This is a genomic window from Bacillus sp. 0102A (assembly GCF_036765155.1).
Taxonomy (GTDB): domain Bacteria; phylum Bacillota; class Bacilli; order Bacillales; family Bacillaceae; genus Bacillus; species Bacillus subtilis_G.
Genome location: NZ_JBAIZW010000002.1, coordinates 506294 through 523001, shown reverse-complemented (window position 1 = coordinate 523001; position 16708 = coordinate 506294). Strand labels below are relative to the sequence as shown.

Genomic DNA, 16708 nt, shown 5'->3' with positions numbered 1-16708 from the left:
ATGTTCAACAATGTAATTTGTAAAGGGGATGATATGTTTTATGAGCGTAACTCGTGATGTAAGAAAAAAAATACTTTCTGACATTAAAAGCGGCCTGATTTCCTTGGAAGAAGGAGTAATACGGATTAAGCAACTTGATTCTGGTATGGCTCAGCGAAGGGAACAGACTGTTTATTATAAGACGGATTGGCAGCCAGCTGATCTCGATTTAGATCCAAAAGACAGCCGAAGAGAGGGCAGTCTTTTATTATTTGATACAAATGAGGATTTGCTTAAGGAACTGACTGTACGGCATGATAAAAGTATTATTTTAGTCATACCTGGGAAAGAATTTCGACGTGTTAGGAATGGTGTGTTTGAAATCAACCCTCGGTCTGAAAAAGATTATACAAGCTTGTTTGCTTTACTGAAAGAAGAGAAAGCAGACATAAGAGAAGCCGTCCATCTATGGTCTGACCAACCGTTTAGCAGTAATGAGAAAGCGATCGAAAGACAATGTGACAGCGGCGTTTACTCTTTATTTTTATTAAACCGGGCTTTCTTCAAGAGTAAACAGCGCAAAAAAGTAAACGTATTGTATGCGTATTTTTCCGAGCGTTTAGGAGAACAGCCCCTTTACGCATCGGCAAGCGGCTTTTTGCGGACTTGGCAGCAGGAGAATCCGCTAATTTCGCCAAAAATCATTGAATTAGAGCGGTCGGCTTTCGCAAACGGCAGCTTAGGCGATATTTTGATCAATGAATTGAGAGACTTGAGCTCTCCTGAGATCGAAATCCGTTACCAAGGAATGGAGAGATTTGTTAAACGCCTGATAACATATAAACCTGCAAACAAACATGCAAGTGAGGAATATATACTGCGGGAAAATGGTGTTTATGTTATCACAGGAGGGGCGGGCGGATTAGGATTCACCTTTGCTGAATATTTGGCTCAACAAACCAAATGCCAGATTGTCTTAACGGGGAGATCACCTTTTTCAGACAAAATACAAAACAAGATAGCACAATTAGAAGCCTTAGGAGCCACTTCTATTTATTTACAGGCTGACATTTCAATAAAAGAAGAGACAGAATATATAATCAATGAAACAAAAAGAGCATATGGAAAGATAAACGGAATCATTCAAAGCGCGGGTATCATCCGTGACTCATTTCTTCATAAAAAAACAATAGAAGAATTCAATCAGGTGATTAAGCCGAAAGTATTGGGCACACTTTGGCTGGATGAAGCCACAAAGCAGGAGCGTCTCGACTTTTTTATTTGTTTTTCCTCTACTTCAGCCGTTTTAGGAAATATTGGACAGGCTGATTATGCATTCGGAAATAGTTATATGGATCATTTGATGAACATGCGTGCCGCTCAGAATCCGGGCAAAATGTTCCTATCTCTGAATTGGCCACTTTGGAAAGAAGTCGGCATGCAAGTAGATGAGCGCACGTTGGAGACGATGAAAAAATCGGGCTTTTATCCCTTGGAGAAAGAGGAGGGGATCAGAGCGTTTTCAGCAGGTTTGTCATCCGGGCTTTCCCAATTCACGGTATTTTGCGGAGATGATCATATAGATAGACATGTACATAAATTGTACGAACGTGATAGCGGTCTGCTTCAAGAAGAAACAACCGTCAGTGAGACGGTAAAGCCTGATAAGAAGCTGAAAGCTGACACTTTGACATTTATAAAAGAAATTATTTCAGCAGAATTCAGAATGCCAGCAGACAAAATAGACGCAGAGGCAGCGCTGGATAAATACGGACTTGACTCAGTCATGATCATCAATATAACCAATGAGCTGGAGAAGCATTTTGGTGCGCTTTCAAAAACCCTGTTATTTGAGTTTCAAACTGCAGCCGAATTATCAGTTTATTTCATTGAAAAGCACCATGATGCTCTGGTTCATATGCTGAAATTAAGAGTAAACGACAGCTGTAATGTTCAACAGGCGGCGGAAGCTGCTGATCCAGTAGTACCGAGCTTTCAACATAAATCAAAAGGACTGGCTCATCAGTCAAACCTGAAAATAGCAGAAAAATATCAGGACACTGATATTGCCGTCATTGGAATCAGTGGCCGCTATCCGATGGCAAACGATCTTGACACTCTCTGGAGAAATTTAATGGAAGGGAAAGATTGTATAACTGAAATCCCTAAAGACCGCTGGGATTTTAGCCTGCATTATCAGCCGGAAGCTGATCATGACATAAAAAATCAAAGCAAATGGGGAGGATTTATTGATGACGTGTATCATTTCGATCCGTTGTTCTTCAATATTTCTCCGGCTGAAGCGGAGTTAACAGATCCTCAAGAAAGAATTTTTCTGGAAACAGTGTGGCATACCATAGAAGATGCGGGGTATGCGAAGAAAATGCTTGAAAGGAAAAATGTCGGCGTGTTTGCAGGTGTCATGTACGGGCAATATCAGCTGTACAGTGCTGGAAATCATGAGCAGGCCGTTTCTTCTTCATATGCATCCATCGCAAACAGAGTATCTTACTTTTTTAATTTCAGCGGACCTAGTATTGCTTTGGATACAATGTGTTCCTCGTCTTTGACTGCTATTCATTTGGCATGTGAGAGTTTAATAACGAATGAATGTGAGCTTGCAATTGCCGGAGGAGTTAATCTTTCCATTCATCCTAATAAATATAAACTCCTCACTCAAGGCGGTTTTTTGTCCAGCGATGGTCGTTGCAGAAGCTTTGGATCTGGGGGAGACGGCTATGTTCCCGGGGAGGGAGCCGGTGCTGTTTTACTGAAGCCTGTAAAAAAAGCAATTGCTGACGGTGATCAAATTTATTCCATCATTAAGGCAACAGCTGTCAACCATGGGGCAAAGACGAATGGATATACTGTGCCTAACCCGACCGCTCAAAGTAAGGTGATTAGCAGAGCCCTGAAAAAAGGAAAGGTTGACCCGGAAAGTATCAGTTATATAGAAGCTCACGGCACAGGCACTGCATTAGGAGATCCGATTGAAATTGCCGGATTGTGCAAAGTATTTGCCGATGCAATGACAGTCAGAAAGACATGCGCAGTCGGGTCTATTAAATCTAATATCGGACATTTGGAGGCAGCTGCAGGCATAGCTGGAATTACAAAAGTAATATTACAAATGAAACATAAAACAATCGTTCCATCGCTGACTCATTCTTCTAAATTGAATGAGCATATTCAGTTTCAAGAAACGCCTTTCTATGTACCGGAAAGTCCTGAAAAATGGGTGCATTCCGTTGCAGAGAGTGACGGAAAAAAAATATCAATTCCAAGGCGTGCAGGTATAAGTTCATTCGGAGCCGGAGGGGCAAATGCCCATATCATCTTGGAAGAGTACGTAAATAGTGAGAATGCCGTATTTGAAACAACCGAGCTAGAGCCGCTTTTATTTGTTTTTTCCGCCAAAAATGCTGAAAGACTTGTTGACTATGCAAAGGGTGCAGCGGAGTACATACAGACAAAAGATTATACTTCAGAGGCACTTAGAAATACAGCATATACTTTACAGACAGGCAGAGAAGAAATGGCATACCGATTGGCCGTCGTTGCATCTTCAAAAGAGGAATTGATTAAGAAGCTTTTAGATTATTCAAAGGGAAAAACATTATCAGAGCAGCTATTTACATCTGAACTTACATCCGTATCAAACACCATTGAATTTGAAAGTCATGAGACAAAAAAAGAAATTGAAAAAGCAATTGCAGAGAGGGATCTTTCCAGGATTGCTGAGTTTTGGATCAGCGGATACGCGATAAACTGGTCGTTCCTCTATGAAAATGACAAACCTAGACGGATTTCTGCACCGACATATCCATTTGCCAAAGAATTATGCAGAATAAGCGCCTCTAAACCTGGAAACGGCCAAAAGGCAGATGCAATTGATGTTCTGCATCCGCATATTAACTGCAATGTTTCAGATTTTAATGAACAAAAGTTCAATATAAATGTTAAAGGTGATAATTTATACGTAAAAGCAAAACACAATGAAAGGATGTTTCCGTATCTTTTACAAATAGAAATCGCGAGGGCGGCAGGAGAAATAGCTTCAGGGCATCCGATTACTCGATTGACAAATCTTTCTTTTTCAAAACCGATCTTACAAAGCGGTCTAAATGACCAAATTCAAATTGTGCTGGCACCGGAAGACGATACTGCTTCATTTTTTATAAAAGATCAGAATGGATCATCATTTTATTTCTCCGGCAAACTTGTATTAGAGGGGCTTAATGAAAAGGGGCAATTTATCAATATTAAACCGTTTATGTCAGAGTATACTGACTGGATATCAGGAGAAGCGTTTTATCAGCGGCTTGCTGAAAACGGCTATGATTGCAGCAGTAAACTTAGAGGCATAGACCGTTGCGTGATACGGGACGGAAAGGCGCTTACAATCTTAAAGGCAAGCGACAAGGCAGAGGGTTATACGCTCGATCCCGCTGTCCTTGAAAGTGCTTATCAGACGATATTATGTCTCTTAGAGAAAAATACGGGGACAGTGCCTAAAACAGTAGAAGAGTGTACCATTTTTGATGAAGAGGCCAAAGCTGTATATGCATACGCAGTACCAAGTGAATATGGCAAATCGTCTTATCACGTATTTCTGTTAGACGGCAACGGACGGGTGCTTGTAGAGGTTAAGGGCCTGACTGTAAATCCACAGCCGCATACTGAGGTGAATTATTGTTTGCAGAAGTGGGTGCAAAAGAACCTTTCTCCTGTGAAAGTTGGAAATAAAAATGCAGGTACGATCTTGTTGTTTGCAGATGATAAAGAAATTGCTGAGGCGCTAATAGACCAATCTGCTTACCGGATAATTCTTGTAACACCGTATCAACGACAGCTTATAAAGAACGCTCTGACCTTCAGCATAGACCCTAAAATACTGTCAGATTATAATAATTTGTTTGAAAAATTAGAAAAAAACAAGATGCTCCCAGACATTGTTCTGCATACAGGGGGAGATTTTGATGCGGGCGAACATCCGGTTAGAGGACTGTATTCGGTCTTTCATTTATTAAAGGCGCTGAGTGACCGAAAAAATTTATCTCTTAAACATTTACTGATTACTCAGTCTTATAGAGAAGATATGAGTGATCCTTTTGGTGAGACTTTACCAGGTTATTTGAAAACGATAAACATGGTGCTGCCTTCTGTAGAGCATGCCGCATCAATCAGCTTTTCTGAACATACTTCAGCCGACAAGCAGGCTGAACACTGCCTTCAAGAAATTGTATCTGCAAAAGGCCTTATTACAGCTGAAGAAGTCAAGTATGTAAAGGATATAAGGTATGTCAAAACCCTGGAAGATAGAGAGCTAACGAATGCAGGCGGCAAAATGCTTAAAAATAAAGGGGTTTATATGTTAACAGGCGGTTTAGGCGGTCTTGGAATGACATTTGCTAAATATTTGGCGTCTGAATATAAGGCGAGATTAGTGTTAACGGGAAGGTCAGCGTTAACAGCTGAAAAACAGCATGAAATTGAAAAATTAAAGGCACATGGTGCTGCCGTGCTGTATTTTCAAGCTGATGTAACAGATAAAGATGCGATGAAGCAGGTATTAGATGAAACGAAACGGAACTGGGGACCCCTTCAAGGTGTTATTCACGCAGCTGGTCATGCTGATGATCGTCTATTTACGGAAATGAGTCTCGCTGATTTTTCGAAGGGGCTGGCTGCTAAAATTGAAGGAACGATATGTTTAGATCAAATAACGAAAGAAGAACCGCTCGACTTCTTTGTGGTGTTTTCTTCCATCTCTTCGATATTTGGTGACTTTGGACAGGTTAATTATTCGTTAGGTAATTATTTCCAAGATCGATATATCCACTGGCGAAATGAAAAGAGCCTAAAGCATGAAAGACAGGGTAGAAGCATTTCAATTAATTGGCCATTATGGCGAGAAGGCGGCATGCATTTAAGTAAAGAAGCTGAATCAGCATACCTTTTAACTTCGGGGTTCCGCTATTTAGAAACAGAAGACGGAATAACAGCATTTGAGGCAATCTTATCAAATGAAGATCTGCAAATTGCCGTACTTACTGGTAACAACGGCAGGTTTACAGCAGCTGAAGATAAGTCTGTTCAAGAATTAACAGCTGAGTTGGATCAAGAAAAAGGTGATTATACACAATTATTTAGACAGGCTCATGTATTAGATGAGTTGAAACGGATGGTGTCTGAATTACTGAAAATTAATATCGATCGCTTGGATATATCAGAGAATTTCGGCAATTTTGGCTTCGATTCCATCAGTTTGAAAACTCTCTCTGTCCAAATAAACAAAAGATATAAGCTGGAATTAACACCGGCGATTTTCTTTACTTATAGTAATATCGAATCGCTTTCTGACTTTATAGTTGGTGAACTGCCTGTGGAAGCTAAAGAAAATGTGAAATCTGATATAGATATTCAAGAAAAAAGAGAATCACGGCACACTGAGAAGTTGAAAAAGTCTGAAATCCGCTTTCCGCCTGCAAAAAAGCAAACAGGTCAGTTAAAAAAGCCTCTGCAAAAAGAACCGATTGCAATTATCGGAATGAGCTGCGTTTTTCCCGGAGCAAAAAATTCGGGTGAATTCTGGTCAAACTTGATCAATGAAAAAGATATGATTCAGGAAATTCCGCTCGAGCGGTGGGATTGGAAAAACTATGAAAATAACGAAGCAAACAGCCGTATAAATTCTAAATGGGGCGGTTTTATCACGGATGTTGATAAATTTGATGAATCTTTTTTCAACGTGAATCCTCGAGAAGCTGAACTTATGGACCCGCAGCACAGAATATATTTAGAAGAAACTTGGAAAGCGATAGAAGATGCGGGTTACAAGGCATCAGAACTGTCAGGCAAAAACATCGGAGTGTTCACCGGCATTCAATTTAATGATTATCGCCAACTGTTAATGAAGCATTTAGACAAGGCACATGCATTAGTTGGAACTGGAAACAGCCAGGCGCTCATCAGTAATCGGGTATCTCATTATTTTAATCTCAGAGGTCCAAGTGAATCTATTGATACAGCCTGCTCAAGCAGTCTTGTTGCCATCCATAGAGCAGTGAGGTCGATTCAAGCTGGTGAAAGCGAGCTGGCAGTAGCAGGAGGCGTGTCATTGCTATTAGATCCCGTGACCCACTTATATACAGATAAACTTGGAATTTTGTCCGCAGATGGCAGATGCAAAACGTTTGATAAGCTTGCCAACGGTTATGTGCGAGGTGAAGGTGCAGCTGTGCTGCTGCTAAAGCCTCTGCAAAAAGCTATTGATGACAAGGACAATATTTACGGAGTATTGAAAGGAACCGGTGAAAATCACGGGGGAAGAGCTGCTTCGCTGACCGCCCCAAATCCGGAAGCTCAAGCAGCGCTGTTAACATCAGTTTACCAAAATGCTGGTATTCCTGCTGAAACAGTATCCTATATAGAAGCACATGGAACCGGCACGGAACTTGGAGATCCAATTGAAATCGAGGGCTTAAAAAAAGCTTTTGTATCCCTTAAGTCGGACAGCACAAGAAATACGGACCAATATTGCGGAATCGGTTCTGTGAAAACCAATATCGGACATTTAGAGCCTGCTTCAGGGATGCCGGGTCTGATAAAAGTATTGCTCGCCATGAAGCATAAAATCCTGCCGGCTACCCTGCATGTTAAGCAGTTGAACCCTTACATTCAGTTAACTGGAACGCCATTTTATATTGTGAATAAATCAATAATGTGGAATAGATTGATAGATTGGGAAGGAAACGAAATTCCCCGTCGAGCGGGAGTCAGCTCATTTGGATTTGGAGGAACTAATGCCCATGTCATTGTAGAGGAATTTGAGTATAGCCAGGAAAATCAAGTAAATAGGGAACAAGAACATGTAATTGTACTCTCAGCTAAATCAAAAGAAAGATTAATTGCTTACGCCAAAGATTTTTCAAGCTTTTTAAAAGAGAAGCAGACAACTGGCCGGTACGGAGAGCCTAAGGTGAGAGAGCATAATCTACGAGAAGAAATCAGAATAGAGGCAGCAAAAATCCTAAGTTTAGATGCAGATGAAATAGACATGGAGACACATTTAACAGACTTGGGATTTGATCCGATGACCTTAACTGCATTAAGTTCTTTCATCAGCACAATATCTGGAAAAAAGGTCCCGATTGGCATATATACAGAGCAACCAACACTCAACGATTTGTTCCATTATATCTGTCATGAATCGAATATGCCTGTTGACAATCAGGTTACATCTCAGCATGGAGATCAAACAGGGTACAGCCTTGAACAAATAGCTTACACGCTTCAAACCGGCCGTGAATCGTTCGAATCGCGTCTTGCTATTATTTGCTCAAGCTTAGAGGAGCTTTCTGAAAAGATAAACGGCTACCTTCAGGGGGAAGATCTACAAGAGGTTTTTGAAGGAAATGCTAGACAATTTCATAAAGTGTATTTCCCGCTTTTTGATGGACCCGAGGGTCACTCATATATTCAATCGCTAATTCAAAAAAGAAAATTGACAAAACTGGCTCAAATGTGGACGATCGGTTATGAAATCAGTTGGGGAGATCTGTATGAGGGAGAAAATAAACCTATGAGACTTTCCCTTCCAGTCTATCCTTTCAGAAAAAACAGACATTGGATTAAACAAGAATTTACGCCTCAGGCTGAAAGACCTTCAATAATGCCGGCGGTTCATAAATCAAATGAAGAAAGCTCGGATGTTAAAATTATATCGCTTCTTGAAAAAGCACAATCAGGTGAGGTTAATACGAAGGATACAACAGAGCTGATAGAGGAGTTGCTTTTACATGAATGAACAAACTATACAAATTGAACAAATAGTTAGGAAGGTGAAAGAACGAGAGCTGACTCCTGAAGAGGGATTGGGATTAATTAAAGGTTTGGGTAAAACGCATATTTATGAAAAGGAATGGGTAAAATATATATTTCAACGTACTGAGCAGCCTCGTCAGATGACAGAGCCAATTTTATTTTTGGCCAGTGACGAAAGTTTGTACAGCGTAATGAAGAGACAATTAGAAGGCGCCGCGGCGCCTTTTATTTATGTTTCTCCCGGAGACCGATTCGAAGCTGGCCGAAATGGCTGTTTTAAAATGAATTTTACACAAAAAGAAGATTATGAAGTTTTGTGCCGTGCGCTTGTCTCTCAGAATATAAAGCCCCGGCATATTGTTCATTTTCTCTCGGTCGGGGCATTTCGTGACACTGAAAAGACAATGAGAGAGCAGCTCGATAAAAGCCTGTATTCTGTATTTTATTTGCTGCAAGCCATAATGGAGAATAAACTCTGTCCGAAAGCAGAGTTCTTATATTTATATGAAAATGTCCAAGAAGAGGCTCAGCCTATTTACAGAGCGGTTGAGAGTTTTCTCAAGACCGTTCAAGCCGAAAACCCAAATTTTAGGTGTAAGACTGCAGAATTGAAGTCGATGAGTAATGAGCCGTTTTCAAAGGAGCTTATCGCTGATGTCATTTTTTATGAATGGAATAATCAATGTGTATCGAGCAGTTTTACATGTTACGACCCGAGACATTATTATATACAGCAAGTTAAAAAAGTGAATAAAGCTGGATCCCGGGAAAATAACTTTAACATCAAAGAGAACGGTGTGTATTTGATTACGGGAGGTGCCGGCGGTCTTGGGTTTCTATTCGCAGAATATTTGGCGAAACTGGCAAAAGTTAATCTTATATTGACTGGTCGTTCACCGAGCTCTATGGAAATAGAGCAAAAAATTAACACGCTGAAAAAGCTCGGGGCTGAAGCTGTTTATATCCCAGCAGATATATCGAAGGAAAAAGAGACCGACATATTAATTGATCAGATTCGGCGGACATTTGGAAAATTAAACGGCATTTTACACAGTGCCGGACTTGTAGATGATGCATTTGTTATTAAAAAGAGGAGAGACAGAATAGAAAAGGTCATCGCACCCAAAGTATTTGGAACCGTTTGGCTTGACAAAGCTGCGAAAGGGGAATCTCTTGATTTCTTCGTCATGTTTTCGTCCCTGTCCTCCATCCTGCCTAATGCGGGCCAAAGCGATTATGCATTTGCAAATGGCTGTATGGACAGTTATACCGATTACAGGATCATAAAGAATCGTCCGGGAAAAACACTCTCTATTAACTGGCCGTTATGGAGCGCAGGGAATATGTCAGTCGGTCCGAGAGAGCTGCAAGTTTTAAGGGAAACCGGTTTGGATCTTTTATCAGCGGAATCCGGTCTTGCCTCCTTTCAGAATTGCATGAGCAGCAATGCTTCTCAGCTGGCAGTTATTAACGGAAGTGAAGAAAAGATCTGCCAATTGCTTTCGGTTGATAATACAGAGACAGATGTAACATCCGAATCTGATTATGAACTTCCTCAAATTAGTGAAAATCAATTAAAAAATCAAACGGTCTGTCTATTGAAAGAAATCATCGGAGCTGAGACTGGGAGACCAACTGACAGTATTTTGTCCGGGGATACGTTCGACCGCTACGGTATTGATTCCTTAACGATCTTAGGACTAACTTCCAGGCTAGAAAAACACTTTGGCAGTGTATCTAAGACTTTATTTTTTGAATACAGCAGCATCGAGCAGTTAGCGGAGTATTTTTTAGAACATCATTATGACAAGTTAGTCAAGGCATTTTCGCCGCAGTCAGAACAGAGAAGAAAAATAACGGCCGAAAAAAAACAACTGCAGCAACGAAGACGCTGCAGATCCACAGCGGTTACCGAAGAAGATATTGCAATTATCGGCATAGCCGGACGTTATCCGATGGCTGAGAATGTAGAAAAGTTTTGGGATAATATTGCCTCAGGGAAAGATTGTATAACGGAAATCCCAAGCGAACGCTGGGATCACCGAAGATACTTTAATACTGGTGAAAAAGCTCGGCATAAAAGTAAATGGGGAGGTTTTATTAAAGACGCTGATAAGTTCGATCCGCTGTTTTTCTCAATTTCTCCTCGTGATGCCGAATTAATAGATCCGCAAGAACGGTTGTTTTTAGAAACTGCATGGCACACATTTGAGAATGCCGGTTATACAAGGGAAAAATTAAAACGGTATAAGACAGGTGTATTTGTAGGAGTGACATACAGTCACTATCAGCTTTTTGCAGCAGGAGCATCTGATGATGACCGTAAGGCACTTTTGTCTTCTTATTCGTCAATCGCTAACCGGGTATCATATTTCTTCGACCTTCACGGTCCAAGTCTTGCTATTGATACAATGTGCTCATCTTCACTATCTGCTGTTCATTTCGCATGTGAAAGCATCAAAAGGGGAGAATCCAGCCTTGCAATTGCCGGAGGAGTAAATTTATCTTTACATCCCGATAAATATACATTGCTTTCTCAAAATCATTTTGTTTCGAGCGATGGACGCTGCAGAAGCTTCGGGGCTGGAGGTGACGGTTATGTACCAGGTGAAGGAGTAGGAGCTATTTTATTAAAATCGCATTCGAAGGCAGTTGCCGAAGGAGACACTATTTACGGCGTTATTAAGAGTACTTCAGTTAATCACGGAGGAAAAACAAACGGCTACACTGTCCCGAATCCAAATGAACAAGCAAATGTTATCAGCGAAACGCTTGATAAAGCTGGAATTGGTGTAGACAGCATCAGTTATATAGAAGCGCACGGGACAGGTACATCGCTGGGAGACCCCATTGAAATTTCCGGACTGTCTAAGGCTTTCAGCAATCCCAAAAGCAGCTTTCGCTGTGCAATCGGTTCCGTAAAGTCAAACATCGGACATTTAGAGGCTGCTGCTGGGATAGCTTCAATCACTAAAGTGCTGATGCAAATGAAATACAAACAGCTGGCACCTTCCATTCATTCTGATGAGTTAAATCCTAATATTGATTTCGATGAAACACCGTTTTATGTCCAGACTGAACTAAAAGACTGGGAGGTTCCTGAAAGTCATGTTAGGAGGTCAGGCATCAGTTCATTTGGTGCTGGGGGATCTAATGCTCATATCATTATTGAAGAGTATATAGACGAAATAAATACCAATCCCGCAAAGAGCGAAGAAATGCAACTCATTCTTCTGTCTGCTAAAAACAAAGAGCGGCTCCGTATCTTAATTGATTCACTCATAAATGAACTTGATTTGAATACATCACTTACTGATGTGGCATATACATTACAAACGGGACGAGAAGCCATGGAAGAACGGCTGGCTGTAGAGGCACGGGACGTTGGTGAGCTTGTCGATAAGCTCACCAAGTATTTACAATCAAGTCAGGAAGTACACGGATTATATAGAGGAAACGCCCGTATTAGTTCCAATAATCATAAGACCCTATTAGCATCATCACAATTCCAGAACTTATATGATATAGCGCTTCATTGGGTAAATGGCGGTGAAATTGATTGGGAAGACAAGTACAGAACAGAATCACCGAAAATAATTTCTCTGTCAGCATATCCGTTTGAAAGGAATAGATATTGGGTGCCAAGCTCAAAAATCACACAAACAAATAGATTGACAAGAGTACAATCGGGATTGCATCCTTTACTAGATCAAAATGTCTCGACCTTGAAGATGCAAAAATTTATTACTGATTTTTCAGAAGCATCTTTTGCATGGCCTGCCTTATGTATCAATCAGCAAAAAAATCTGCCTTTTAGCGCACTAATTGAAATGGCAGCTGCCGGTGGAGCAATGTCTGCCGAACAGAATGTGTGGAGAATGAAAAATATTTGTTTACATGCCCTATTTGAATTAACAGAACAACCCGTGCGAACTGAGCTTAGACTATTTGATCAACAAGGTGCGGTATCTTTCGAATTGTATGAAAGTTCAGAACGCGAGGCTGAACAGATCATTTTAAACGGAGAACTGGAATACAAGGAAGCGAATCGTGAAACAGGTGCTCGTTTTAAATGTTCAGCTGACTATAAAGCGAATTGTAAAGAGTCTATGACCGGGTCCGAATGCTATGATCTTCTGGAAACCAATTTGATAAATTATGATGCGGATTTGCGCGTTCTCACAGATTTATTTTTGCATAATGATTTCTTGCTTGCCGATGTCGCTATACCGGAAAAAGACTTGTATACAGAATGTACTGTAAATCCTGCTGCAGTTGAAGGAGCCATTCAAGCAGCAGCTGTTTTAGCAGCAAGGCACACTGGTGATCAAGGGTTTTACTTACAGGAGATTGAAGAGATTTGTTTTTATCAATCTGTTCCAAATGAATGTTGCGTGTTTGTGGATCTGAACGAATCAACCGTTGAAGAGAGGCAGTTTACAGTTTACTTACTTTCACACGAAGGAGAATGTATGGCGGTCTTCCGGAATATGTTTTTCTCTGGATGGGAAACAGTAGTAGATAAGCCTAATGATATACCGTTTGATTTACTATGTAAATCTTGGGAAGAAAGCCAAGTCTCATCGTCTTTTCTTTCAAAAGGCCAGATCATTATTTTGGCTAACATTGAAAATGAGCAGTTTGCTTCTGAGCTGTTCGCTTCAGATCCTCTCATGGGCTGCACTGTCATTTGCAGAAAAGCTGATAGTCAATTACATCTGAGCGGCGAAGGCTTTAGCTTTGACAATCCTCTGCGTGCAAAGGAGACGGCTTTGGCGATCCTCAAAGAGAACACGGACATCACCGGTATTGTTGACTTGTCTGATTTATGGAGAGAGCCGGTAAAGGCTGCAGCCGACTCTGTTGGGAAACTGACGCTGTTGCAGGAAATGATAAAAGCTCAAAAGCATCTATTTGTTTTACACATTACAGAAGGATTGCAAACGTTTAAGAATAAACAGCCTACCTTAGCCGGTGCGGAAACAGCAGGATTAATTAAGATGCTAAGCGCCGAGTATAAAAAAATTAAAGCGAAAACAATAGATATAGATCAGCATTCAAAAAGTCTGGACAAACTACAACAATTGATCAAAAACGAAGCAGCAGCTGACGATCTTTACAGTGAAATTTGTTATCGTAACGGGGTTCGGTATACGCAGTATGTGAAGAAATTACATTCATCCGAGTTTAGCAGAGAAATCCGCCTGCCTGTATGCCAACCGGATCAAACACTTGTTATTACTGGCGGAACGAGGGGAATCGGTGCAGAGCTTGCCAGACACTATTCTGACAAGGGAGTAAAAAAATTTGTACTAATGGGGCTAACTGAATTGCCTCAGTCTGATGAAAGAGCTGACCTGTTAAAACAGACAGATAAAAAATCCACCTTATATTCAAAATTGAAGCTGCTCAAAGAGTTAGAGCAAAAAGGGGTTCAGATAGAAATATATGGGGGTTTGCTTACTGAGAAAGAAAAATTACAGCAGTTCTTTTCAAAAGTGAGAAAGAAGCTCGGGCAAATTGGAGGAGTCATCCATTGTGCGGGGGTAGCTAATCATGTGAATCCGGCTTTCATTCATAAAACCAGTAAAGAAATAAAGGAGGTATTTGAGCCTAAGATACAGGGACTCCAAGTGTTGCATGACATTTTTCTGGAGGACAACCTCAATTTCTTCATTTTATTTTCTTCGGTCGCGAGCGCATTTCCGTTGTTAGGAGCGGGAACGAGTGAATATGCTGCGGCAAACGCTTTTATGGATTATTTTGCGGCTTATCAGCATGCGTGTGGCCGAACTTATTATAAATCGATAAACTGGCCTAGTTGGAAGGGAATTGGAATGGGTGAGGTGAAAAGTCCTGCATATCAGGCGTTAGGGCTATTGTCACATCGGACTGAAACAGGCATAGTCATGCTCGACCAAATAATGAAAGTGACTGGATATCCATGCCTTATTCCGGTTAAGGCAAACCATGAGAAATTCTCATTACAACAGCTGCCTCTCACAAAAATTCAAACCAGTGTTCATGAGTCATCGGCTGTAAACGAACAGTTCTCTGTTGATATTGATAACGAAGCGATTATTAGTATTTTAAAAGATATTTTCTCAACAGAGCTTAAAATTCCTTGCGAGAAATTAGATCAAGATACTTCTTTTTCGGAATACGGGGTAGATTCTATTTTGCTAGTTCAGCTTGTGAAAAAAGCAGAAGCTGCTTTCCAAATAAAAATTGAACCGTCAGCCTTCCTGGAATACCCCAACTTCAAACAGCTTGCGTACTATTTAAATCAATTATTTGAAGATGAGGATGTATCCATGCAGCATAGTTCTGACGCTCTGGGAAATGAAAGAGAAGTAAAGCTGGAGGACGGCTCATTAAAAAGCAATGGCTTACTAGGCTTTAAAACACGCATGAATAAGAAAACGATTCCGAAACAAAACGAGTTTCAAGAGAAGCAAAAAAAATCGAATCAAATCGCAATTATCGGGATAGGCTGTGATTTCCCGGATGCCGAAAATAAAGAGATGTTTTGGCAAAATCTCAAAAAAGGGAAAGATAGTGTCCGCGAAGTTCCAACATCACGCTGGGATACTTCTCAATATTACTCAGATACTTACAAGAAAGGAAAAAGTATCAGTAAGTGGGGCGGATTTCTCGAGGATATTGAACATTTTGATCCAGTGTTTTTCAATATGAGTGAAAGTGAAGCATCTCAGCTTGATCCATTAATTAAAAAATGTCTGGAGGTCAGCGTACAGACACTGAGAGATGGCGGCTACCGAAAAGAAGAGGTGTCAAACAAAGAGGTTGGTGTCTTTATCGGTTCACGGGCAGGGACGTTCATGTCTAGAATAAGTTCACTTTCAAAAAATACAATAGTGGGTATTGGACAAAATTTCATCGGAGCTCATATCTCGCATTTTCTAAATTTAAAAGGGCCGAATTTGGTTGTGGACACGGCTTGTTCTTCCTCATTAGTCAGCGTTCACCTTGCTTGTCAAAGCCTGATATCAAAAGAATCGGACATGGCCATAGCAGGAGGGGTTGATATTTTACTTGACCAAAAGCCTTACTTAATGTTAAGTGAAGCCAGAGCGCTTTCACCTGAGGGAAAATGCCGTACATTTGATGAAAAGGCGGATGGATTTGTACCGGGAGAAGGATGCGGCACCGTTCTGCTGAAGAGGCTTGATGAAGCTCTCACTGATGGGGACCGAATTTATGCGGTAATTGATGGCTCTGCAGTAAATAACGATGGACAGACGATGGGAATGACAACACCGAATCCGAAAGCGCAAAGTGCAGTGATCAAAAAAGCGTTGAAAAACGGAGGGATCGACGCTTCTTCACTCAGTTATGTCGAGACACATGGCACTGGTACGATGATAGGCGATCCGATTGAATTAAAAGCACTGACTGAAGTGTTCCGGGAAGTAACGGAAGAGAAGCAATTTTGCGGTGTAGGTAGCGTAAAAACGAATTTTGGACATTTAATGAGTGCAGCTGGAATAGCAAGCGTTATTAAAGTGGCATTATCCATCTGGAGTCAGAAGCTGCCTCCAACATTGCATTGCCAAATGCCGAATCCTAGATTTAAATTTGATCAATCTCCTTTTTTCCCGAACACTGCTTTAAAAGATTGGAATCCTAGAAAAGGAGTGTTGAGGGCTGGAATCAGTTCTTTTGGATTTGGCGGAACAAATGCACACATGTTATTGAGCAACATGCATTTTACAATGGGATATACAGAGCCGAAAAGACAGTCGCTCCCGCCAGCTGTCTTCAATAAAAAACGGTGTTGGATGGATAAGAGGCATTCTCATAAAGAGGAAGAAGCAGACATGCTTTTACCTCTACTAGAGTTTAAAGAACTATGATGAAAAAGACCAAAGAGGGATGAGAC

Annotated in this window: 2 protein-coding genes; both read left to right on the top strand. The window is 40.9% G+C overall.

What is annotated here, in order from left to right; all coding sequences use genetic code 11:
• Positions 1 to 40 precede the first annotated feature (40 nt).
• On the top strand, positions 41 to 8788 hold the full coding sequence (locus V6D41_RS06885; RefSeq protein WP_333517696.1) for an SDR family NAD(P)-dependent oxidoreductase: 8748 nt from the start codon (positions 41 to 43) through the stop codon (positions 8786 to 8788).
• Entirely contained in the window at positions 8781 to 16682 is a 7902-nt protein-coding gene (locus V6D41_RS06880; protein WP_333517695.1) for an SDR family NAD(P)-dependent oxidoreductase, read from the top strand. Before V6D41_RS06885 ends, V6D41_RS06880 begins: the two co-directional genes overlap by 8 nt.
• Positions 16683 to 16708 lie beyond the last annotated feature (26 nt).

Excerpts from the sequence above, each read along its gene's own strand:
- V6D41_RS06885 (WP_333517696.1), top strand. The coding sequence starts at position 41 with ATGAGCGTAACTCGTGATGTAAGAAAAAAAATACTTTCTGACATTAAA.
- V6D41_RS06880 (WP_333517695.1), top strand. The coding sequence starts at position 8,781 with ATGAATGAACAAACTATACAAATTGAACAAATAGTTAGGAAGGTGAAA.